We start from the raw sequence: 25,288 nt of genomic DNA, 5'->3' as shown, positions 1-25,288 counted from the left end.
CAGCTGTTAGCTGCCGTAAATGTAGGGGGGGAGTAGAATACTATCGATACTCTACTTCCATATATCTCTTTTGATTTTTACTAGCTCAACTATCGAGCTATTTCTTAATATAATTATACAATAACCGAAATTTAGATGTAAAGCATTATTTTTCGACAAATGTATATAAGATATATTACATTCTTTCTGGTGCACTCATACCTAATAATGCAAGAGCATTTTCTATAGTTTGTTTAGTAGCTGCAACTAAAGCTACTCTAGCCTTTTTAACTTCTATATCATCAACTAATATTGGATTTTCATGATAGAATTTATTAAATGCTTGAGCTAAGTCTAATACAAATCTTGTTACTATATGTGGTTCATTTTTTCTTAACGCTACTAATATATTTTTATTAAATGATGCTATTAATTTTATTACTTCCGAACTATCAGCATCAGTTAATAAATTATAATCTATATCTGTACTTACTTCCATATTAGCTTTTCTTAAAACTGAACAACATCTAGCATGTGTATATTGTACATATGGTCCTGTTTCACCTTCAAAGCTTAAAGTTCTCTCCCAAGAGAATGTATAATCTTTTATTCTACTATTAGATAATTCTTGGAATACTACTGCTCCAACTCCAACTTGTTTAGCTATTTCATCTACATTCTTAGCATTAGGATTTTTAGCAAGCATTGTTTCTTTTGTTTTTTCTATAGCTTGTTTTAAAACATCTTCTAAGAAAACTACTCTACCTTTTCTTGTAGACATAGTACCTTCTTCTAATGCAACCATACCAAATGGAACATGTACCATATCTTTAGCCCAATCAAATCCAACTAATTCTAAAACTTTAAATAATTGTTGGAAGTGTAAACTTTGTTGAGATCCAACTACATATATACATTTTTCAAAATCATAGTTTTCTTTTCTGTATAATGCAGCTGCTAAATCTCTAGTCATATATAATGTAGATCCATCTTTTTTAGTTATAAGTGCTGGAGGCATATTATATTCTTCTAAATCAACTATATTAGTTCCTTCAGATTCTTTTAATAAATCTTTATCCTTTATTATATCTATTACTCTATCCATTTTATCTGAGTAGAAACTTTCTCCTGCATATGAATCAAATTCTATATCTAGTAAGTCATAAACTCTAGAGAATTCTTTTAAACTTTCATCTCTAAACCATTGCCATAAATCAACAGCTTCTTTATCTCCATTTTCTAATTTTGTAAACCAAGCTCTAGCTTCATCTTCCATTTCTGGATGTTTTTCAGCTTCATCATGGAATTGTATGTATAATTTTAATAACTCAGGTATTGGGTTAGCTTCAACAGCTTCCTTACTTCCCCATTTTTTAAATGCAACTATAAGCTTACCAAATTGAGTTCCATAATCCCCAAGATGATTTACTCTTACAGTATTATATCCTTGAGAATCATATATTTTGTATAAAGCATTACCTATAACTGTAGTTCTTATGTGTCCTATATGGAATGGCTTAGCTATGTTAGGAGATGAGAAATCTATTACTACAGTTTTATCTTTTCCTAAATCACTGTGTCCATAATCTTTACCTTTAGTTAAAACATCATTTATAACAGTTTTAGCTAATTGAGATTTATTAACGAAAAAGTTAACATATCCTCCTGCTGGTTCAACTTTTGATATAGCTTCATTAGCTTCTATACTTTGTGCTATATCAGCTGCTATCATATTAGGCGCTTTTCTAAATACTTTTGCTAATCTAAAGCATGGGAATGCATAATCTCCCATTTCACTATTTGGTGGTACTTCTATTAATCCAATTATTTCTTCTAATGTTAAATCTTCTATTTTTTCTTTTAAAGATTTAGCTACTTCTATTTTAAAATCTTGCATATTAGTGCTCCTTCCTTATTCTTATAACACTTTATGATAAAACAAATTGTATTTTTTTTCAAGTATATGTCTACTTTTCTAATTGCTTCTCGCTTATAATATCTATTCCTTCATTTTTTAAAATTGAAGCTGTAACTCCTAATCCATTAATCTTATTTCCTCGAAATGTTCCATCATATATTTTGTTACTTCCACAAGATGGACTTCCTTCTTTTAGAATAGCTTTTTTACAATTATATAACTTTGCTATTTTTAAGGTTTCATAAGCTCCCTTTAAGAAATTTTCTGTCATATCCATTCCTTGTTTATTTTTCACCTTACATTTATTATTTAAAACTTCATTACCTGTTCCATTAACTATTTCACAAGGAATTCTTGGAGTTGATAATCCACCTAATTGCTCAGGACAAACTAATATAAATTGTTTGTCCCTTAGATAATTTTTAACTCCTTCATGATTGTTATTATCGCCATCATATTTACAGTTTATGCCTAATAAACAAGCTGATACTAATATCATTTTTTCATCCCCTTAATTATTTTAAAGTTACTATTGTAACTCCCATTCCACCTTCACCGTATTGTCCAGGTCTTTGAGACTTTACATGTTTATGTCTTTTTAGCATTTCTGTAATTCCAGTTTTTAATACCCCTGTACCTATACCGTGAATAACTGTTACATTTTCTAATCCAGCTAAACAAGCATCATCAAGGTACTTATCAACTTCTTCTCTTGCTTCTTCTAATGTCATTCCTCTTAAATCAACTTCACTCTTAACTCTACCTGATTTGGATTTAATGACATTTCTAGTTGCTTTAGTAACTGTTGATTTTGCATCTTTCTTTGCCTTTTGTAATGATTTATATGGTAATGTCATTTTCATTATACCAATTTGAACTACTGCTTCTTTTTTCTTATTATCTGCAGATATTACTGAACCTTGTTGATTTAAAGTTATAACTTTTACTTCATCTCCAGGTTTTAAATCTTTAACTTCTTTTGATGCAGTTTTAGGAACTATCATGCTTTTAACACTTGGTTGTAATGCTCCCATAGAACTTGAAATTTCTTTTCTTAATTCTTCAATCTTTCTATTTTTTTCTTTAGACATACTTTCTTTTTCTAATCTTCTAAGTTCTTTTATAACTAGCTCTGTTTCTTCTTTAGCTTGTCTAGTTATTCTAAAAGCTTCTTGTCTTGCTTCTTCTAATAATCTTTCTCTTTGAAGTGATATTTTACTTAGCTTTTCATCATATTCTTCTTTTAGAGTTTGAATTTCTTTTCTAAGTCTTGTTGCTTCTTCCTTTTCTTCAACTGCTTCTACTCTAGATTTTTCTAAGCTATGAATAACATCTTCAACAGCTATAGTATCCGTATCTATAAACTCTTTTGCTCTACTTATCACATATTCACTTAATCCTAATCTCTTTGATATAGCAAAAGCATTAGATTTTCCTGGAACACCTATAAATAATCTATACGTAGGTCTTAGGTTTTCTAAATCAAACTCTACTGCTGCATTTTCTACACCATCTTTTGTAAGTGCATAGTGTTTTATTTCACTGTAATGTGTTGTCGCTATACATTTTGCTCCTGCCATATTTACATCTTCAAGTATAGCTATCGCAAGTCCTGCTCCTTCTACAGGATCTGTTCCTGCTCCTAGCTCATCAAATATTACTAGTGAGTTTTCAGTAACTTCATCTAATATAGAAACTATATTAGTCATATGTGATGAAAATGTAGATAAACTTTGTTCTATACTTTGTTCGTCTCCTATGTCTGCAAAAACATTATCGTATACACACATACTAGTTCCATAATCTGCTGGAATATGAAGACCACTTTGAGTCATTAACGCAAATAATCCTACAGTTTTTATAGTTACTGTTTTACCACCAGTATTAGGTCCAGTTATAACTAATGTATGAAATTCTTCACCTAAACGTATATCATTTCCCACTACAGAGCTAGCATTTAATAATGGATGTCTACCATTTTTTATATTTATATACTTTTCTTTATTTAACTTTGGTTCTACACCTTTTATTTGTATAGATAATTTACCTTTTGCAAAAGCAAAATCTATTTTTCCTAGAATCTCTTGATTACTTAATAAATCATCACTTATATCTCCTACAAGAGCTGACAGTTCACTTAATATTCTTTCTATTTCTTCTTTTTCCTTTAATCTAAGTTGTCTAAGCTCATTGTTCATTTCTACTATACTCATAGGTTCTATAAACAATGTAGCTCCTGATGATGATTGATCATGTACAATACCTGAAACTTGAGATCTATACTCCGCTTTCACTGGAATAACAAATCTATCTCCTCTTATTGATATAATTGCATCCTGTAAATATTTTTGATACGTTGATGAACTTATTATCCCATTTAATTTAGATCTTATAGATTGATTTTTTTGTATAATTTTTCTTCTTAATCCTCTTAGTTCGCTTGAAGCATTATCTGATATTTCAACTTCACTAACTATAGAATTAAATATTTTATCTTCAATATCTCTATGTATATATAATGAATTAGATAGAGATTGTATTATCGGATAATTAAAATCCTCTTCTTCAGATGATGATAAAGTATTATTTAAAATTCTAGCAACTCTAAGAGTATCAGCTATCATTAGTAAACTTCCTGCATCTATAGAGGCTCCTACTTTAGTTCTTTTAACCTTATCTTCTATATCATATAAACCTTGTAAATTTACTCCGCCCTTTTTTATAAGTATAGATTGTGCTTCGCTAGTTTCTTCTAACATATATTTTACTTCTTCATAGTCAGAGCTAGGCTCTAACTCATTGATATATCTTAATCCTAAAGAAGATGAAGCCTTTTCTTTTAGTAGTGCTATTATCTTATCAAATTCTAAAGCTTTTAATGATTTTTTATTCATGCTTCCTCCTTAAGTAAAATTTTTATATAAATTTTAAGTGTATTTTATGTAAATTTGTACTATACTATTTATATATTATACATAATCAATACTATTTTGTAATATAATTTAATCTAATTTAATTTTTATTAAGGAGATGTTTTTTATGAACAGAGTTTTAAATGATTTACAACCTGGTTTAGTTTTTAAGTATTTTGAAGAGATATCTCAAATACCAAGAGGATCAAAAAATGAAAAAGGTATAAGCGATTACTTACGTAACTTTGGTGAAAGCTTAGGCTTAGAAACTATACAAGATGAAAGTTTAAATATAATAATCAGAAAGCCAGCAACTCCTGGATATGAAAATGCACCTGGTGTAGTACTTCAAGGTCATATGGATATGGTATGTGAAAAAAATAAAAGTACAAATCATGACTTTATGAAAGACCCAATAAAACTAAGAATAGATGGAGATTATGTATATGCAACTGATACAACTTTAGGTGCTGACAATGGTATAGCTGTTGCTATGGGACTTGCAATACTTGCTTCTAATGATATAGCTCATCCTGCTTTAGAACTTCTTGTAACTGTAGATGAAGAAGCTGGAATGACTGGTGCTATGGCATTAGATGGAAGCTTAGTAAAAGGTAAATATATACTAAACTTAGATTCTGAAGAAGAAGGTTACCTTTTAGTAAGTTGTGCTGGTGGTGTAACTGCCCTATCAACTTTACCTGTTGAATTTGTAAAACCAGAATCTACTAAAAAAGCTTATCTTTTAGAGATAAAAGGATTATTAGGTGGACACTCTGGTATGGATATAATAAAACAAAGAGGTAATGCTAATAAATTATTAGGAAGACTTTTAAATTTATTAAATGTTGATTTTGATATCGCTAAGGTTGAAGGCGGTTCAAAAAATAACGCTATCCCTCGTGAAGCTGATTGTGTAATAATGGTTAATAACGATCAAATAGATGAATTTACAACTCAATTAAAAGATATAACTAATATATTTAAACATGAATTAAGAACTTCTGACCCAGGACTTGAAATAGTATGTTCTGAAACTGCTACTCCAGAATTAATTCTTAATTCAACTTCTAAAGATAGAGTTATAAAAATGCTTAATTTAATACCTAATGGTATACAAACTATGAGTATGGATATAGAAAACTTAGTTGAAAGTTCTACTAACTTAGGAGTTCTTAGAACTACAGATTCTACAGTTACTTTTGAATGTGCAGTTAGAAGTTCTGTAAAATCTCTTAAAGAAGATATAACCGCTAGAATGGAACTTTTAGTAACTGAGCTTGGTGGAAATCTTGAATTAATAAGTGACTATCCAGCTTGGGAATATGCTAAAGATTCTAATTTAGAAAAAGTATGTATAGAAGCGTATAAAAACCTTACTGGAAAAGAACCTATAATAATGGCTTTACATGCAGGTCTTGAGTGTGGTTTATTACTAGACAAAATACCTAATGCTGAAGCTATATCATTTGGACCTAATATGTATGATGTACATACTCCAAATGAACATTTAAGTATATCTTCAACTGAAAATACTTGGAAATACTTATTAGAAGTATTAAAATCTATAAAATAATAAATAAAAAACTCCTCTAATCAGAGGAGTTTTTTATTTACTTTATTTTATCTATTGGTTTTTCAGCTACTATTATGATTTGTAAAGCTGTTGTAAGTATAGATGTTTTCTTTCTATATGCCATATACTTACCTTCCCATATATCACAATATTTTTCTTTAAATCTCTTTAATCCTTTAAAAGAATAAAAATTTTGTCCATGTGAATAAATTTGTGATGCTACTTTTTCTGATAAGAATGAATATTTAGATCTACCTACATTAGATAATGGTGCCATACCCATATTAAACCTAGAATAACCTTCTTCTTGACCCCATTTAAATAGATTTACAAATATAAAATCCATTATACCATTACAAGTGTCATGGGAGAATCTCATTAGATCTATAGATAACGTATTTTTATTATCATACATAGGCATTAAGTTACTAAAACCTTTTATTTCATTATCTTTATTTCTTACTATCGCAATAGGCTGTCTACTTAAATACCCTTTATCAAAAAATCCTATATAAAATCCTTTTTCTTGTCTTCCTGATAACCATTCATCCGAAACTGATTTTAGTTCATTTAAAAACTCATCTGTAAAAGGTGGTTTTACAATCTCAAAGCTGTACCCTTCCTTTTCTACTCTAGATAGTGCATTTCTTACACTTTTCATTTTTCTTCCTTCTAAAGTAAACTTAGTTAAATCAACTAAGGCATCTTCTCCTAGCTTTAAAAATTCATAACCTGTCTCATGTAAATTTGGCATCATAGTTTTATCTATTGCACAAAATACTGGAACATATCCATACTTATCTGCTAAATTATAAAATTCTTGTATCGTTTCAAATATTTTTTCTTTATTACCTACAGGATTTCCAAGTATTACAATTTTATCGGCAGATATTTGATATTGTAACAATACATCTTTAGATTCATTTATATATACATATTTATCATGTAAATATATATAATGTATTACTGGTGATCCTCCAAACTTATCTATTATTTCTTTAACTTGATCTTCACATTCTTCTAATTTCTTACGTGGAAAATCATTATCTTTATTTATTTTGTATAATATCCATATTAAAAATATAGCTATTATAAATCCACTTATACTAAATCCTAATAATGATGCTCCATAATGTTTGATTGATTGAATTTTATAATTGGCAACAGGAAGTTTTCCTATTTTACCACTTAAGTTCGCATATACTGTATATATATATAATATTTGGAAAGATAGTAACAAGATTATATCCTGTATAAATACTCCCCATCTCATTACAAAACTTTCTCTATAAAATTGTTTTTTACTAACCCATATAAGTATTGCAACTATTATTAGGTATATACTTCTATAATAATTAGGATCTATAACTAAAGTTAACAATACAGCTCCTATTATTAATCCTAAAGTTATTTTGTATATTCCCTTTGATTTATAACTCATTATCCTAGAAATTGCTATTAATAAAAATCCTATTATTATAGATATTTTCTGTGGAATATGAACTATAGAAAAATATGAAAATTTATTTACAATATTAAACTTCCTAGCTAAATCTGGAGTTGCTTCTGATATTAGTAAAGTTACTCCTGATATTAAAACTAGTAACATAATACCTATATGTGCAATTTTTGATAATACTGTTGTTATTATATCTTTTACATCTTCATCTAAATTTACAAAGTATTCTTGTCCATATAATATTAGCCCTATAACTAATGGTATTATATAGTAAGACACACGATATAAAAATATTGCTAGTAAAACTTTCTCTGATGAGATATTTAAAGCTTGTAATCCTAATAAAAGAGTTATATCAAATGAACCTATTCCTCCTGGTGCCATACTTACAATAGCTGCCACTATAGCTACTACAAATATAGGTAAGAATTTAGAAATTGGAACTGGTTCTCCTAAAATTCTCATTATACTATAAATTAAGAATATAGTAGTAGCCCATTCTAAAGCTGATATAATCATTATTTTAACAGCATCTATAATGTCTACTTTTTCTTCTTGAGTAGATTTAATATATTTAAATCCTAAATATATTGATAAAATAGGAAAATAAGTACTTATTAGAACTGTCATTATACTTACAAACTCATTTACTCTTAAACTACTAAAATTTGTTATTACATAAACAAAACAAACCATAGAAAAACCTGTTAAGTTTAATGCTACTATTTTAGATATCTCTTTTACTAATAGCTTTGTATCTTTAACATGGTCTTTATAAAAATTAGTTTTTAGAGCTATAGCTGTACTACCTCCAAACCCCGCTATACTAGCTATAGAACTGGCTATCCATGAGTATTTATATAATTTTATATTACTTAATTTTATTCCAACCCTTTTTTTAAGTATAAAATCATAAAAACTTAAAGGTAGATAAGAAACCATACCTAAAATAGCTATAATTAGCATATTCCATATAGTTAATTTATCTGCATATCTTTTAAATACTTCCATATCAAAAGATGTAAATATGTTTTTAAATTCTTTCATTACTATAATGAAAATTGCTAAGGCAAAAATTATTTTTATCCATTTTAGCAATTTATGCTTATTCATCTAACAAATCCCTCCTCAATAATTTTTTCACCTAAAAACTCTTTTTTATACATTTTCATATATATTTTTACAAATTTTTACTTTCTCAATACCTTATATTATACCTTATTTTATATAATTCTATAAAATTTAATTTATAAAATCCACTTACATAATTGTAAGCTATAAATTATGTACATCATTTCTTATATTTTACAAATTTATATGTAAACTATTCATTAATTAAATAAAATAAAGCATAGAGAAAATTTAATACTCTATGCTTTATTTTAAATACATTTTATGTATAAAAGCATTTTATTATTTGTATTTTTGTAAAATATTAAAATCTAATTGGTATATCTAAATTTATTGTAAAAATATTTTCTAAAGAAAATCAATATATAAATCTAAATTTTTTCTAAAGAAATTATATGATATTTATTTCATTTTTTCAAGTTTACTATATTTAATAAAGTGATTACAAAAAAATATAGTATATAAGCATAACTTTTTAAACTTACATACTATATTAATTATAATCTATTCAACACCTTTATAGTAATGACCAGTTGTAGTTCCTATCTTATCTAAATTATTAAATAACTTTTTAGACTTACTTCCCATAATAAAATTATTTTCTATAGTTTCTATATATGCTTCTATTATTTTTTCTATTTGTTCATTATCTTCAAGTGTGAAATCTAATCTAAATATATTTATATATGAATTTTTTAGTTCATTTAAGTCTTCTAACATACATATAGGTTTTGAATTATATATACTTGTCCTACAGAATATATCTTGTGATAATCTATATATTTCATCTTTAGAATCTTTTAATGCATACATACTCTTATTACATATAGCACTTCTTTTATCTTTTTTACAATTTCTAACTAAAACTCCCATAGGACAGTATTCACTAATCATAAGAGGAGTGTATCCATAAACAATACTTTCTATATCGACATCTGTGTATCTTACCATATCTTTAATTTCTGTTAAATTTAACTCTTGAGAAATACACACAGTTCTTGCACCCTCAGATTTATAATGATTTATTGTTTCACTGTTAAATGAATTTAAATAAGTATCTATATATAACTCATTTTCTTTAAATAAACTAACGCAACCTAAATTTTCTGCTTGTACTGATAATTTACTATCACTTTTTAATTTATCTAAAATTTTGTAATCTTTATTTCTAAGTATTCTTGGTGGCGAATATATTATTTTTACTTTACTATTAGAAATTTCAATAGCTTCATCTAAAGTATTTATATCTTCATAATAAACTGCATCTATATCATATTTTAATACAGATTTTAATTGATCTATATTTTTAACTTTTACTCTAAGCTTTATATCTTTGTCTCTAATTACAGATTTAGGAGTATATATTAAAGTTTGATTTTTATAAACTCTTTTCTTTATAGATATTCTTTCATTACTTAATTTATCTATAGCATCTCTTCTTAATTGATTTAGTATACTTATAGGTAAACTTATATTTTCATCAATATCTACTTCTATATCATTTATAAAATACGGTGTGTTACCTAACTTACTTATTTGAGATATTACTTTTTCTTTACTTAAAGAAACTTTTATAGCTTTTTCTACAACTTTATCTGCATTAACTGATATAATATTACCATTTCCATCTTTTAAACTTAACAAAGGCATTTTACCAAGTTTTAGTTCTATTTTAGCATCTATAGGTATTTTTATATTTTCAATGTCTTCTTCGAAAGTTTTTTTAACACTATTTAAAAGATCACTATCTGATGTTTTGTATACTATTTGACCTCTTTTTGCATCTCCTATAAAATCTAATTCTATAAGTTCTCCTTTTTCTCCTCTGTCACTAATTTGGTTATTAGCCTTTATAATTCTTCCTATAGTACCTCCACCTAAGTTTATTCCATCACCTTTTTTAAGTGTATTTTCTAACATTATCTTAAGTCTTTTAGCTTTTCGATTATAATCTAATACTTTTCCAATATAAAGCCCTACATTATTAGGTCTATTTGAGTTCATTACATCTTCTCCAACTTCACCTAATAAATATCCTTTAGTAAACTTTCTATTAAATATAGTATATAAATTATTCATTGTATCATCAGATACACTTACTTTATTTTTATTTATATATTCATCTATCGTCTTTCTATAACTACTTATAACTGTAGCTACATATTCAGGTCTTTTCATTCTTCCCTCAATTTTAAGAGAATGTACGCCTGCATCAATTATTCTATCTATCTCTTCTATTGTATTTAAATCTCTAGGACTTAATAAATAATCACCCTCTGTATTTATAGTTTGTCCTGAGTTTATATCTATTAATTCATATTTTTGTCTACATGGTTGTGCACATCTACCTCTATTTCCTGATCTATTTCCAATCATACTACTCATTAAGCATTGCCCTGAATAACATACACATAGTGCTCCATGAACAAATATTTCAATATCAACATCAGAGTTTTTACATATATATTCTATTTCATCAATATTAAGTTCTCTTGCTAAAACTACTCTATCAAATCCAAGGTTTTGAAGATATAGAGTATCTTCAAGAGAATGTGCTACCATTTGAGTACTTGCATGCAATTCAAAATCTGGAAGCATAGATTTTATCAATTTTGCCATACCTATATCTTGAAGTATAACTGCATCAATATCTATATCATATAGATATTTTATATATTCTAAAAAATCTTCTATTTCATTTTGTTTTATAAGTGTATTTGCTGTTACAAATACTCTTACATTTCTTATATGAGCATATCTAACAGCTTCTTTTAACTCTTCTCTGTCAAAGTTATTAGCAGAGGCTCTAGCACTAAATTCTTTTCCACCTAGATAAACTGCATTCGCTCCATTTTGTACTGCAGCTTTTAATGCATCAAAACTACCTACAGGTGCCAGCAATTCTGTATTCATAACTACCTCCTTAAGTCATTAAAAACTAAAACCTTCAGGTTAGTTTTCCTGAAGGTTTTTTAAAGTATTCTATTATTTTAATAGTTTTCCTGAAGCTTTTATATAATTTAACTCTTGTTCTAACTCAATATTTTTTAATTGTAAGTCATATAATTTATTTTGAAAATCTGATGCAAGTTTCTCAGCTATTTCAGTTTTTTCATTTGCTTCAGCTAAACTATTTTTAAGTTCCTCTATTTCTTTTTTCAGAGGATTCATTTCTTCTAAGTCATTTGATTTATTTTCTAGTTCTGACCTTAAAGTATCTATCTCAGTTTGTTTTGCTCCAAGTTCTTCAACTTTTTTATTAAGTTCTAACTTTAATTTTTTCATCTCTAGTTGAACTTCTTGGTTAGGTTTTTCTGCTTTTTTAACTAACTCTTCATTTTCTTTAGATAACTTATCATTTTCTTCTGAGCATTCAAATAATAAGTCTGTAACAGTTAAAGCTGATAATATGGCTACTTGAGATGTACTAAGTAGTGAATTTGCTTCTGAAATCCTACTCATTTCTTCATCTACATAGTGAGCTATTTTTATCATATAATCTTTAGATTTCTCAGACACCATAGGATATTCAGATCCATGTATCTTTACTGTGACCTTATTCATCCTAACCCCCCCTACATTTGCTACGTAATTAGTTTGATCTTAAGTTCGCATTTAGTTTTTCACTTAGTTCACTTACTATTTTATCATGAACTTTAGCTACTTCTTCATCTGTTAAAGTTTTATCTTTACTTCTATATGTTATTGAGTATGCTATAGATTTATGTCCTTGTTCTATTTGAGCTCCTTTATAAACATCGAATAATTGGTAACTTTCTAATATATCTTCTCCATTTGCTTTTATTATATCTTCTATTTGTTTAACAAATACTTCATCTTTAACTAATAAAGCTATATCTCTAGTAGTTGATGGATATTTAGGTAATGGATTATAAACTTTCGTATTGTTTAAGTTCTCAAATACTAAGTCTACATTTATTTCAGCAATGTAAACTCTTTGATTTAAATCGTAATTTTCTAATACATCTGGATGTAATTCTCCAAAAGTACCTATACATATATTATTATACACTAATTTAGCACATCTTCCAGGGTGGAATGTTAAATTTTTAGTCTCAGGTTCAATTTCATAACCTTTAAATCCAACGTTATTTAATATAGTTTCAACAGTACCTTTTAATGCAAAGAAATCTACATCTTTTCCGTACATTCCTATAGACATTTTCTTTGTCTCTACAGGTAATCCTTCTTGTGGTTTAAATGTATTTCCACACTCAAAAGCATAAGCTTCTTCAACTTTATGAGATAAGTTTGTTGATATTACATCTATCATATTAGGTATTAAAGTAGTTCTCATAACAGAAGTTTCTTCACCTAATGGATTTATTATCTTAACAAACTCTCTTCTTTCATCGTCTTGAGCTAAGTTTATTTTATCTACTCCTCTAGGGCTTACAAATGAATATGTTAATATTTCATTTAAACCTACTGCTATAGAGTTGAATTTTATATCATCTATGAATTTTTGTTTTTCTGTTTTAACACCAGCTGTAGCATTTCCTTCTAATGTAGCTGATGGTATATTATCATATCCATATATTCTAGCTATTTCTTCTAATATATCTGCATCTTCAGTTATATCTAATCTAAAACTTGGAACTTCTAATTCTAACTTATCAGAAGATATTAAGTTACATTTAAATTCTAATCTTTCTAATATATTTATAAATTGATCCATAGGCACATTAACACCTAATAATTTATTTATTCTTTCTGGATTAGCTGTTATTTTTTGTACTTCTTCTTTTTTAGGATAATAATCTAACATACCGTTAAGAACTCTACCACAACCTAATTCTTCTATTAACTGACATGCTCTATTTACAGCAACTTCTGTTAAGTTTACATCTATTCCTTTTTCAAATCTAGATGATGCTTCTGTTCTTAAGCTTAATTTTTTAGATGTAGCTCTTATATTTTCTTTAGCAAAGCTTGCACCTTCTAAGAATATAGAAGTAGTTGTATCTTTTACCTCTGAATTTTCTCCACCCATTATACCAGCTAAATCTAAAGTTTTATCTTTGTTTCCTATAACAAGCATATCTGATGTTAATATTCTTTCAACACCATCTAAAGTTGTAAACTTTTCACCTTCTTGAGCTAATTTAACTGTCATTTTATTATATTTTATATCATCTAAATCAAAAGCATGTAGTGGTTGACCTAATTCTAACATAACATAGTTTGTTATATCCACTATATTGTTTATTGGTCTCATTCCTGCTTCTATAAGTCTTCTTTGCATCCAATATGGAGAAGGTCCTACTTTTACATCTTTTACAATCTTTCCACAATATCTTTTACATAAATCAGTTTGAACATCTATTTCAAACTGCATTTCTTCATCTGAACCATTTACTTTTATTTCTGGGAATTTTAATTCTTTACCTAAAGTAACAGCAGCTTCTCTAGCTATTCCTAATATAGATCTGCAATCTGGTCTATTTGAAGTTATTTCAAACTCTATTAAAGCATCATTTATACCTAAAACTTCTCTTACATCCATACCCAATTCGAATGAATCTTGATGATCTAGTATATATATTCCATCTTTTTTATGTTCTTCAACGTATTGAGAAGGTATAGTTAGTTCTTCAGCTCCACAAAACATCCCTTCTGATAAAACTCCTCTTAACTTACCTTTTTTTATTTTAAAATCACCAGGTAATACTGCTCCTATTCTAGCAACAGGAACAAAATCTCCTACTTTTATATTTGTTGCATTTGTTACTATTTGAAGTATTTGACCATCAGCAACTTCAACTTTAGTAACTTTTAATCTATCTGCATCTGGATGTTGTTCTATTTCAAGTATTTTACATACTTCAACTCCATTAGTTTCTTTTCCAAAGAATTCTACTTTCTCAACTTTTGACCCTGTCATAGTCATCATATCAGCAAATTCTTGAGTTTCTCTATCTATATCAACGTAGTCTCTAAGCCATTTTAAAGGTACTAACATATTAATTCCTCCTAATTAAAATTGATTTAAAAATCTCATATCATTTTCGAATAATAATCTTATATCATCTATTTCATACTTAAGCATTGTTATTCTATCAAGTCCCATACCAAAAGCAAATCCACTGTAAACTTCTGGATCTATTCCACAGTTTCTAAGTACATTTGGATGTACCATACCAGCACCTAATATTTCTATCCATCCTTCACCTTTACACATTGGACATCCTTCTCCGCCACACTTAAAGCAAGTAACATCTACTTCTGCACTTGGCTCTGTGAATGGGAAGTTATGTGGTCTAAATTTAGTTTTTGTATTTTCTCCAAATAGCTTTTTAACAAACATATCTAAAGTTCCTTTTAATTGAGCCATTGTAACATCTTTACCAACTACAAGACCTTCTATTTGATGGAACATCGGTGAATGTGTAGCATCTGGAGCATCAAATCTGAAACATCTACCTGGAGATATTATCTTTATTGGTAACTCTTCATTTTTCATAGTTCTAACTTGAACTGGAGAAGTTTGAGTTCTAAGTAATAATTCTTCATTTATATAGAAAGTATCACTCATATCTCTTGATGGATGGTCTTTTGGTGCATTTAATGCATCAAAGTTATTTGCAACTGTTTCAACTTCTGGACCTTCTGCTATAGAGAATCCCATACCTATAAATATATCACTTATTTCATCTGTTATTTTAGATATAGGATGTTTTTTACCTACTCTAAATTCTTTAGCTGGCATAGTTACATCTAAAACTTCTTCAGCTAATTTTCTTTGTTTTTCAATATTTTTTAATTCTTCTTTTTTAGAACTTATAGCATCATTTATTGCTTCTCTAACCTCATTAGCAACCTTTCCTATTACAGGTCTTTCCTCAGCTGATAATTTACCCATTTCTTTTAATATAGATGTTATTTCACCTTTTTTTCCTAAGTACTTAACTCTTAAAGACTCTACTTGTTCTATACTTTGCATGTCTTTTATTTCACTTAATGCTGTTTCTTGTAAATTAAGTAATTTTTCTTGCACTATAGTCACCCTTTCAATTTAATTTTTCATATAAAAAAAGCCCTTCATCCCTATCTAGGGACGAAAGACTATTATTTCGCGGTACCACCCTAGTAGTTTGCTTTACTTAAATAAACTATGCAAACCACTCGAAAAACTTAACGCGTTTTATAACGTCATAACCTACTTTATTTTCAGCTATGATACTCCAGAGGGAACTTCTTTTAATAGCTTAGAAAGTACTTTCAGCCTAGGCACTTATCTCTGTACTAAGTTTTATTAAAATACTTTTCTCTTTCATTGTATTTAAAATATATAACTTTTAATTGTAGATTATATCATATATGCCATATTTTTTCAATATAGCTCTATTATATCATATATTTTTTAATCTCATACATTAATATCGCTGAGCTTATAGCTGCATTTAAAGACTCAGCTTTTCCATATATAGGTATCTTAACTAAAGTGTCTGAGTTTTTTATAAGTTCATCATTAACTCCGTTAGCTTCATTTCCTATAACAAGTGCAGTTTTACAATTGTAATTTACCTTATCATAAAAATTATCTGTATTTAGATAACTAGATACTATATCAAAATTTCTAAGCTTTAATTCTTTCAATGCCTCATCTTGAGTCATATTTATTATCTTCATATCAAATATTGACCCCATTGTAGATCTTGTAACTTTACTATTATATATATCCACACATCCTTTTAAATTTATAATAGCATCTACTCCAGCTGCATCTGCTGTTCTTATTATAGTTCCCATATTACCAGGATCTTGTATTCTATCTAAAATTAATATAAACTTGCAACTCTCATCTAAAATATCTTGGATTTTATTCTCTTTAATTCCAACTACTCCTACTATACCTTGAGTATTTTCTGTATCTACAAAATCACTAAATATTTTATTTGTAGTTTTATATATTTTTATATTTTTAGATTGTAATATTTTTAAAAACTCTACATGTTCTTTTTTATCTTCAAAGTTTTCATTTATAAAAACATATTTTAAGTCAGCTTTACAATCTATAGCTTGAGTTAATATTCTAAAGCCTTCTATTAAAAATTTAGACTCTTTTACTCTATTTTTACTTTTTAAAAGAGATTTAGTTAACTTAACTTTTTCATTATCTTTACTTGTTATAGATGTTATCATATTTGTTTTCTCCTAAATGTAAAGTCTGTATCTGCTGTTATTGTACTTATTTTACTATTTTGTCCTATAACAACTAATATACTTCCTGATTTTAATTGTTCTTCTGGAGATGGAGTTACATTTATACTTTTACCACTTTTTATAGCTAAAACAGTTATTTCATATTTTGCTCTAAGATCTAGTTCTATTAGAGTTTTACCTTCCCATTCTTTAGGAGTTACAATTTCCACTATAGAGTAATCTGGGTCTAATTCTATATGATCTAGTATATTATTTGATACTAAATTATGTGCAACTCTAACTCCCATATCTCTCTCTGGAAATACGACTCTATCTGCACCTATTTTATATAAAACTTTTGCTTGTAATTCATCTTTAGCTTTACATACAATTTGCTCTACACCCATTTCTTTAGCTATTAAAGTAGCCATTATAGATGCTCTTATATCAGAACCTATCGCTATTATTGCTACATCAAAATTTCCCATTCCTAATGCTCTTAAAGCTTGCTCATCTGTAACATCAACTATTGCTGCATGTGTCACTTTTTCAGCTAGAGCTTGAACTGCGTCATCATTTTTGTCTATAGCCATTACTTGATGTCCTAATAAATGCATTGTTGTTGCTACCGATGATCCGAATCTTCCACACCCTATTACTATATATTGTTTCATATCTGATCTCTCCTAATCTTTTATCCTACTATAATTTTACCCTCAGGGTATCTTATAACTTGTTTTTTTGTATTATGGTTAGATATTATTGCTATAAATATAGTTAAAAATCCAACTCTTCCCATAAACATATACATCATAATTATGATCTTACCAAATATATTTAAGTTAGGACTTCCACCTATACTTGATCCTACTGTCGCAAATGCTGAAACTACTTCAAATGCAGATTCTATTAAATCAAATGAATCTTGAGTTAAATTTATTAAAATGATACCTGCAATAACTACTGATATACCTATAAAAAATATACCTATAGATTTTCTTACAGTAGATACGCCTACTCTTCTTTCAAAAACTTCTATATCTTCTTTTTCAAATATAAAACTTCTTACTGAAAGTATTATAGTAGCAAGTGTAGTTGTTTTTGTTCCACCTCCTGTTGAACATGGAGATGCTCCAATAAACATCAATATAATCATTATAAATAAACTACCTTGATGCATTGCTGATAAATCTACTGTATTAAATCCAGCTGTTCTTGGCGTAACAGATTGGAAAAATGCTCCTAATAGTTTTCCTACTACTGAAAGGTTTCCTAATGTTTTTTTATTAGAATACTCTATAAGTAATATAAGTATCGTACCTATTAATAGTAATACAGATGTAGTTATTAATACAATTTTTGAATGTATATTTAATTTAGAAATTTTTTTATTTTTTACTACATCTAAAATTACAGGGAATCCTATCCCTCCAAGTATTATAAGCATTGATACTGTAAGACTTATTGTCACATTGTTTACATATCTAGTTAAAGATGTAAATGGACCACTTACAGTTCCCATAAGATCAAAACCTGCATTACAAAATGCAGATATAGAGTGGAAAATACTATACCATGTTCCTTTGATTAGTCCAAACTCTGGTATAAAAACAGTAGATAGCGCTAATGCCCCTATTCCTTCTATAATAAAGGTCATTAATAAAACATATCTAGTTAATTTAACTAGTCCGGATAAATCTATCTGATTTAAAGCTTCTTGTATAAGAAGTCTTTCTTTAAGATTTATTCTTTTTTTAGTTATTAATGCAAATAATGTGGTTATAGTCATAAATCCTAAACCACCAACTTGAATTAAAATAATTATTATAATCTGTCCAAATAAATTCCAATACGTAGCTGTATCTACTACTACAAGTCCCGTTACACAAACAGCCGATGTAGATGTAAATAAAGCATCTACAAAAGGGATACTCTCTCCTGTTTTGGTCGCAATAGGTAAGGATAATAAAATTGCTCCTATTAATATTACAGTGGCAAATCCAATAACCATTATTTGAGATGGATTCAATTTATTTATCGACTTTTTTATATTTGAAATAATATCTTTCATATACTCTATTTTCTCCTCTCCATCTTAATATTAAATTACGTATTGCATTCACTTATTTTATTATACTTATATTTATAATAAAATACATTATATACCTAGTCCTTAAATATATCTACATAAAAATTGAAATTTAGAATTTTTTAAATATTATCTTATTATGCACAAAAAAACTCTGAGTTAATACTCAGAGTTTTTTATATGATTAAGCTAATTTTGAATTAGCAACTTCAACTAACTTAGCGAATCCTTGAGGATCGTTTATAGCCATTTCAGATAACATTTTTCTGTTAACTTCAACACCTGCTAATTTTAATCCGTTCATGAATCTTGAGTAAGACATTCCGTTAGCTCTAGCAGCTGCGTTTATTCTTTGTATCCAAAGCTTTCTGAAATCTCTTTTCTTTAATTTTCTACCAACATAAGCATGCTTTAATGCTTTCATAACGAATTCGTTAGCTGGTCTGTATAATTTACTTCTTGATCCTCTAAAACCTTTTGCAAGTTTTAATATTTTCTTATGCTTCTTACGAGCGTTCATAGCTTTTTTAACTCTTGCCATCGTCGTAACCTCCTTCGTTTCTCTCTTTTAATAAATTTTATCTATATTTTTTCGTTCTTATAGGTATGGTAATAATTGTGCTATTCTTCTAGCATCTCCTTCACTAACTGTTCCAGACTTTCTTAATTGCATCTTAGTCTTAGCATCCTTCTTAGTTAGTATATGTCTTCTGAAAGCTTTAGCTCTCTTTAATTTTCCACTTGCAGTTTTTTTGAATCTCTTAGCTGCACCTCTGTGAGTTTTCATTTTAGTCATATTAATATCCTCCTCTCAAATATATATCTATTTTTTTGGATCTATCATTACAACCATATTATTACCCTCAAATGCTGGGGCTTTAGTTGGTTCTCCAAACTCTTTTACTAGTTCTATAAATTTAAGCATTACTTGTTTTCCTAAGTCTTTATGTCCTAATTCTCTACCTCTAAATCTAAGCTCGACTTTAACTTTGTCTCCTTTTTTAAGGAATTTCATAGCTTGATTAGCTTTTGTGTTTAAGTCGTTTGTTTCTATACCTGGTCTTAATCTAACTTCTTTAACAGTTACGACCTTTTGCTTTTTCTTAGATTCTTTTTCTTTTCTAGCTTGTTCATACTTATATTTACCGTAATCCATTATCTTACATACAGGTGGATTAGCGTTAGGTGATATTTTAACTAAATCTAAATTCTTGTTATTTGCAATTATTTGAGCATCTCTAGAAGACATTATTCCAAGTTGCTCACCTGTTTCTGAGAGAACTCTTATTTCTTTATCTCTTATTTCATCATTGATTGCTAATTCCTTACTAATAGTAGGACACCTCCAATTTTATATTAAAAAAGGCGAATGATATTATCATCCGCCATATAAGTTATCTCAATTAATAAACCTAATCTAAAATCGTAACTTATATTTACCTTACTAACTTATTTTGTCGTAAGGTGAGAAGCGGGCTTCTTCTTGTTTTTCATTACTTAACTAATATATCATTGTTTAAAATTTATGTCAATTACTTTTTTTGATTTTTTGTTAATTAATTCTTCCCTTTATGGTTATACTTTTAATAAAATTACTATTTAAATTTCTAAATATAAAATTTTAATAATATTAATTCAAAAAACGGCAAATATATGTAGTAACAACAATTTTTTATAACTGAGGTGTTTGACTATGAAAATGTTAGATAATTTTTTTAAAAAAATTAATAAACCAGCTCCTGCGTTTAATCAGACGAAACTTGAAAAAGAAACTCCTAATGACAACTCTGATTCATCTAAACCAAAAACTACATTTAATGATGTAGCTGGACTAGAAGAAGTCAAGGAAGAACTTTTTGAGATAGTAGATTTTATGAAAAGTCCTGATAAGTATAAAAAAATGGGAGCTAAAATTCCTAAAGGTGTATTATTTTATGGACCTCCAGGAACAGGTAAAACATTACTAGCTTCAGCTATGGCTGGAGAAACAAATGCATCATTTTTTAATGTAACCGGCTCTGAGTTTGTAGAAAAATATGTTGGTGTTGGTGCAAAAAGAGTTAGAACATTATTTGAAAAAGCTAGAAAAGATGCACCTAGTATAATATTTATAGATGAAATTGATGCCATAGGTGCAAAAAGACATTTAGAAAGCAATAATGAAAAAGACCAAACTTTAAATCAATTATTAGTTGAAATGGATGGATTTAATAAAGATTCTAACATACTTATAGTTGGCTCAACAAATAGACTAGATTTATTGGACGATGCATTACTTAGACCTGGTAGATTTGATAGACACGTTCATATAGGAGACCCTAACTATAATACTAGATTAGAAATTCTAAAAGTTCATACTAAAAATAAGCCTATTGATAACTCTGTAGACTTAGATATATTAGCAAGAAAAACTCATGGATTTAACGGGGCACATTTAGCAAATATAGCAAATGAAGCTGCAATTTTTGCAGTTAGAGACAACAGCAAAACTATAAATAGTATTCATTTTGATAAAGCAATAGAAAGAGTTATAGCTGGACTTGAATCTAAAAATGCTAAACTTATAGAAAAAGAAAAACGTATAGTTTCTTATCACGAAGCAGGACACGCACTTGTTAGTAATGCTCTTGGAATAAATCCAATACAAAAGATTTCTATAATACCTAGAGGTCAAGCTCTTGGATATGTTCTTCAACTACCAGATGAAGATAGATACATTTATACTAAAGATGAACTTTTAGGAAAAATAAAAATCTTACTTGCTGGCAAAGCTGCAGAAGAAATTATATTTGGACATAAATCTACTGGTGCCAAAGATGACCTAAAAAAAGTAACAGATATTGCAACTCAAATGGTATGTGAATATGGTATGAGTAGCCTTGGCGCAATGACCATAGACTCTCATCAAAAGAATTTCTTATCAAAGAAAATCCAAGAAGAAACGACTAATATAATAGATAGTTGTTATGAAGAAACATTAAATCTTTTAAACTCTAATTTAAACGATCTTCACCTAGTTTCACAACATCTATTTGATAAAGAAACTATGACTCATGAGGAACTTAAAGATATAATAAGAAAAGAATGTGTATAAAAAAAGTTAGCCCTAAGGCTAACTTTTTTTACTAACTATGCTTGAATTACATTAGTTCTTCCTTCTACTTCTTTTAATACATTAGCTATAAATTCTTCAACATCCATAGCTCCCATTTCTCCGTTATCTCTAGATCTTACAGATACTTTCTTCTCATTAAGCTCTTTTTCACCAACTATTAGCATATAAGGAACTTTTTGAAGTTGAGCTTCTCTTATCTTATATCCTATTTTCTCAGCTCTATCATCAAACTCTACTCTTATACCTTTATCAAATAATGCATTTTTAACTTCTTCAGCATAATCTTTGAATCTATCAGATACAAGTAATATCTTAGCTTGAACTGGAGCTATCCAAGTTGGGAATTTACCAGCATAGTGCTCTATTAATATACCTATAAATCTTTCTATACTTCCTAATGCAACTCTGTGTATCATAACAGGTCTATGTTTCTCTCCATCTTCACCTATATAACTGATATCAAATCTTTGAGGTAATTGCATGTCTAATTGTATAGTTCCGCACTGCCAAGTTCTTCCTAAGCAATCTTTTAAGTGGAAGTCTATCTTAGGTCCATAGAATGCTCCATCTCCTTCATTTATTACATAAGGTAGATTTAACTCTTCTAAAGCTTCTCTTAATCCATTTTCAGCAGCTTCCCACTCTTCATCAGTTCCCATTGAATCATCTGGTCTAGTTGATAATTCTAAATGATACTCAAATCCAAATGCAGAATACACTTTATCTATTAATGAAACAACACCTTTTATTTCATCTTTTATTTGATTTGGTAACATGAATATATGTGCATCATCTTGAGTAAATGCTCTAACTCTCTTAAGTCCATTTAAAGCTCCTGATAATTCATGTCTATGAACTCTACCTAATTCAGCAACTCTCATAGGGAAATCCTTATAAGAATGTTGCTTGAAGTTGTAGTATAGCATACCACCTGGACAGTTCATTGGCTTTATAGCAAATTGTTGCTCATCTATATCTACAGTATACATATTTTCTTTGTAGTGATACCAGTGTCCTGAAGTCTCCCATAATTTTTGATTTAATATTATTGGAGTTTCTATTTCTACATATCCGTCTTTTCTGTGTAACTCTCTCCAGAATTTTAATAATTCATTTTTAAGTTCCATACCCTTTGGTAAGAATAATGGGAATCCTGGTCCTTCTTCTGGTATAAAGAATAATTCTAATTCTCTACCTAATTTTCTATGATCTCTCTTCTTAGCTTCTTCTAATAAGTGTAAGTAAGATTCTAAATCTTTATTTTTTTCAAAAGATGTTCCATATATTCTTTGTAACATCTTGTTCTTTTCGTCTCCACGCCAATAAGCTCCAGTTACATTTTGTAATTTGATAGCTTTAACTTTTTTAGTAGTTGGTAAGTGTGGTCCTCTACATAAATCTGTAAAATCACCTTGTTTGTAGAATGATATAACTTCACCTTCTGGTAATTCAGATATAAGTTCTACTTTATAGTTTTCCCCTTGTTCTTCCATTAATTTTATTGCTTCTTCTCTACTTAATTCAAATCTCTCTATAGCTAAATCTTCTTTAGCTATTTTTTTCATCTCAGCTTCTATTTTTTCTAAATCTTCAGGAGTTAATCTATACTCTAAATCTATATCATAATAGAATCCATTTTCTATACTTGGCCCTATAGCTAATTTAGCTTCTGGGTATAATCTCTTTATAGCTTGAGCTAACATGTGAGCTGATGTATGTCTAAATACATCCTTACCTTCTGCATCATCAAACTTAAATAAATTTAACTCACAATCTTCATTAACTTCAAAGTTTAACCCCACAACTTCTCCATTAACAGATGCAGCTACTATACTTCTAGCTAAACCTTCGCTTATAGACTTCGCTATATCCATAACAGTTGTACCTTTAGCGTACTCCTTTACAGATCCGTCTTTTAAAGTAACTTTTATCATGTCTTTACCTCCTTAAAATTTTTGTATAAAATAAAAAAACTCGGCCCATGAAAATCATGGGACGAGTATAATTCGCGGTTCCACCCAAGTTGGTATGTGATGTACATTACCCTCTTGTTGACTATAAGGTAGTCATCCGAGCACTTTCACTTGCAAGCTACTAAACTCAGCTCCAAGGTAGTTTTCAAATAGTCATATTTAGATATACTCACAGCCTCTGATATATCCTCTCTGTAAATTGTTTCTATTTTACTCTTCCTTTTCATCGCTATATTATTTATAATTATTTACATTATAACAAATTCAATTCATTATGGCAACTAAAATTATTATATAAATATAGTTATTATTCCTTGAACTATACCTATTAAAAATCCTAGTATTAAACCTAATAATTCTATATGTTTTAATTCTTTATCTGCAACACTTAAAATTATATTTTCTAATTCAATTAAATCTAAGTCATTTACTTTATTTTCAACAATTTCTTTTATATTCACTCTTTGATGAGCCTTTTGTATTATCTCTTCACTTAACTCATCTATAGAATCATTTACTTCTTTCTCTATAATTTCATCTATATATCCTTTTATAATTGATTTTATATAACTAGGTATTAAAGCTGCTTTTTCATCAATTATAGTTCTAACTTTAACTTTTATATAATCTACAGCTTTTTCTTTATCTTCATCAGTTACTAAGTCCTTAAGTATATCATCTAGTGATATGAATTCATCTTGAATTATCTCACCTATTTTTACTGCTATTTCTTTTTTCCTCTTTGGTATTAATCCTATTATTTCTAAATTTAATATTGGAATTTTTATAGGAACTATAGGTCTAAACATAAGCTTTATAGCTAATTTATTTGTTATATATCCAATTATACCTCCTATAATTCCCATAATAAGAATTATATATATATTGTTCATTTTAAATATCTCCTTAACTATTTTATTTAATAAGAAACAATATATATTTTATACTTTAATAAATTTTTTTCAATATA

At 28.1% G+C, this 25,288-nt stretch carries 18 protein-coding genes and 2 other annotated features; of the genes, 2 read left to right on the top strand and 16 right to left on the bottom strand.

Features of this window, described 5'->3' with window-relative positions; translation table 11 throughout:
- Positions 1-175: 175 nt before the first annotated feature.
- The 3 genes from argS to ABFX13_RS06180 form a co-directional block, all read right to left on the bottom strand.
- On the bottom strand, positions 176-1,876 hold the full coding sequence (argS, locus tag ABFX13_RS06190; RefSeq protein WP_346043948.1) for an arginine--tRNA ligase: 1,701 nt from the start codon (positions 1,874-1,876) through the stop codon (positions 176-178).
- 70 nt (positions 1,877-1,946) lie between these two features.
- Positions 1,947-2,396, bottom strand: coding sequence for a 2-thiouracil desulfurase family protein (locus ABFX13_RS06185; protein WP_346043946.1), 450 nt, complete (start codon positions 2,394-2,396; stop codon positions 1,947-1,949).
- A gap of 16 nt (positions 2,397-2,412) precedes the next feature.
- Positions 2,413-4,791, bottom strand: coding sequence for an endonuclease MutS2 (locus tag ABFX13_RS06180; RefSeq protein WP_346043944.1), 2,379 nt, complete (start codon positions 4,789-4,791; stop codon positions 2,413-2,415).
- 145 nt (positions 4,792-4,936) lie between these two features.
- Here ABFX13_RS06180 and ABFX13_RS06175 point away from each other — a divergent pair, with 145 nt between their 5' ends.
- Complete coding sequence (locus ABFX13_RS06175; RefSeq protein WP_346043942.1) at positions 4,937-6,385, top strand: aminoacyl-histidine dipeptidase; 1,449 nt, start codon at positions 4,937-4,939, stop codon at positions 6,383-6,385.
- Positions 6,386-6,422: 37 nt separating this feature from the next.
- On the opposite strand, the gene mprF is transcribed toward ABFX13_RS06175, so the two are convergent.
- The 11 genes from mprF to infC form a co-directional block, all read right to left on the bottom strand.
- The gene (gene mprF, locus ABFX13_RS06170) at positions 6,423-8,957 is read right to left on the bottom strand and encodes a bifunctional lysylphosphatidylglycerol flippase/synthetase MprF (protein ID WP_346043940.1); all 2,535 of its coding nucleotides are present in this window, start codon (positions 8,955-8,957) and stop codon (positions 6,423-6,425) included.
- A 522-nt stretch (positions 8,958-9,479) separates the two neighbouring features.
- Positions 9,480-11,888 (bottom strand): U32 family peptidase, encoded by a 2,409-nt coding sequence (locus ABFX13_RS06165; protein WP_346043938.1) that lies wholly within the window; start codon positions 11,886-11,888, stop codon positions 9,480-9,482.
- A 72-nt stretch (positions 11,889-11,960) separates the two neighbouring features.
- Complete coding sequence (locus tag ABFX13_RS06160; RefSeq protein ID WP_346043935.1) at positions 11,961-12,539, bottom strand: cell division protein ZapA; 579 nt, start codon at positions 12,537-12,539, stop codon at positions 11,961-11,963.
- Between the two features lie 28 nt (positions 12,540-12,567).
- Complete coding sequence (gene pheT / locus ABFX13_RS06155) at positions 12,568-14,958, bottom strand: phenylalanine--tRNA ligase subunit beta (protein WP_346043933.1); 2,391 nt, start codon at positions 14,956-14,958, stop codon at positions 12,568-12,570.
- A gap of 15 nt (positions 14,959-14,973) precedes the next feature.
- Positions 14,974-15,993 carry a phenylalanine--tRNA ligase subunit alpha gene (pheS, locus tag ABFX13_RS06150; protein WP_346043929.1) on the bottom strand — a complete coding sequence of 340 codons (1,020 nt, stop codon included), beginning with the start codon at positions 15,991-15,993 and terminating at the stop codon, positions 14,974-14,976.
- Positions 15,994-16,046: 53 nt separating this feature from the next.
- Positions 16,047-16,282 (bottom strand) — a binding site (T-box leader).
- A gap of 61 nt (positions 16,283-16,343) precedes the next feature.
- Positions 16,344-17,141: a TrmH family RNA methyltransferase gene (locus ABFX13_RS06145; protein ID WP_346043927.1), complete on the bottom strand. Its 798-nt coding sequence runs from the start codon at positions 17,139-17,141 to the stop codon at positions 16,344-16,346.
- Positions 17,138-17,815 carry a potassium channel family protein gene (locus tag ABFX13_RS06140; RefSeq protein WP_346043924.1) on the bottom strand — a complete coding sequence of 226 codons (678 nt, stop codon included), beginning with the start codon at positions 17,813-17,815 and terminating at the stop codon, positions 17,138-17,140. The genes ABFX13_RS06145 and ABFX13_RS06140 overlap by 4 nt, the downstream gene beginning before the upstream one ends.
- Before the next feature lie 20 nt (positions 17,816-17,835).
- Entirely contained in the window at positions 17,836-19,212 is a 1,377-nt protein-coding gene (locus tag ABFX13_RS06135) for a TrkH family potassium uptake protein (protein WP_346043921.1), read from the bottom strand.
- Between the two features lie 202 nt (positions 19,213-19,414).
- Positions 19,415-19,771, bottom strand: coding sequence for a 50S ribosomal protein L20 (rplT, locus tag ABFX13_RS06130; RefSeq protein WP_147547051.1), 357 nt, complete (start codon positions 19,769-19,771; stop codon positions 19,415-19,417).
- A 57-nt stretch (positions 19,772-19,828) separates the two neighbouring features.
- Positions 19,829-20,026, bottom strand: a complete 198-nt coding sequence (gene rpmI / locus ABFX13_RS06125) for a 50S ribosomal protein L35 (protein ID WP_346043918.1) — start codon at positions 20,024-20,026, stop codon at positions 19,829-19,831.
- A gap of 27 nt (positions 20,027-20,053) precedes the next feature.
- A complete protein-coding gene (gene infC, locus ABFX13_RS06120; protein ID WP_330594196.1) occupies positions 20,054-20,545 on the bottom strand; it encodes a translation initiation factor IF-3 in 492 nt (163 codons plus the stop codon).
- A 378-nt stretch (positions 20,546-20,923) separates the two neighbouring features.
- Here infC and ABFX13_RS06115 point away from each other — a divergent pair, with 378 nt between their 5' ends.
- Positions 20,924-22,324: an ATP-dependent metallopeptidase FtsH/Yme1/Tma family protein gene (locus ABFX13_RS06115; protein ID WP_346043916.1), complete on the top strand. Its 1,401-nt coding sequence runs from the start codon at positions 20,924-20,926 to the stop codon at positions 22,322-22,324.
- Positions 22,325-22,359: 35 nt separating this feature from the next.
- Here the strand turns inward: ABFX13_RS06115 and thrS are convergent, their stop codons facing one another.
- Together thrS and ABFX13_RS06105 are read right to left on the bottom strand one after the other, a co-directional pair.
- Positions 22,360-24,279, bottom strand: a complete 1,920-nt coding sequence (gene thrS / locus ABFX13_RS06110; protein WP_346043914.1) for a threonine--tRNA ligase — start codon at positions 24,277-24,279, stop codon at positions 22,360-22,362.
- A 54-nt stretch (positions 24,280-24,333) separates the two neighbouring features.
- Positions 24,334-24,554, bottom strand: a binding site (T-box leader).
- 54 nt (positions 24,555-24,608) lie between these two features.
- Complete coding sequence (locus ABFX13_RS06105) at positions 24,609-25,211, bottom strand: DUF445 domain-containing protein (RefSeq protein WP_346043911.1); 603 nt, start codon at positions 25,209-25,211, stop codon at positions 24,609-24,611.
- Positions 25,212-25,288: the final 77 nt, after the last annotated feature.

Source organism: Paraclostridium tenue, assembly GCF_039521565.1.
GTDB lineage: Bacteria > Bacillota > Clostridia > Peptostreptococcales > Peptostreptococcaceae > Paraclostridium > Paraclostridium tenue.
Note: the sequence above shows the minus strand (reverse complement) of the source record. Positions and strands in the feature narration are given on the sequence as shown.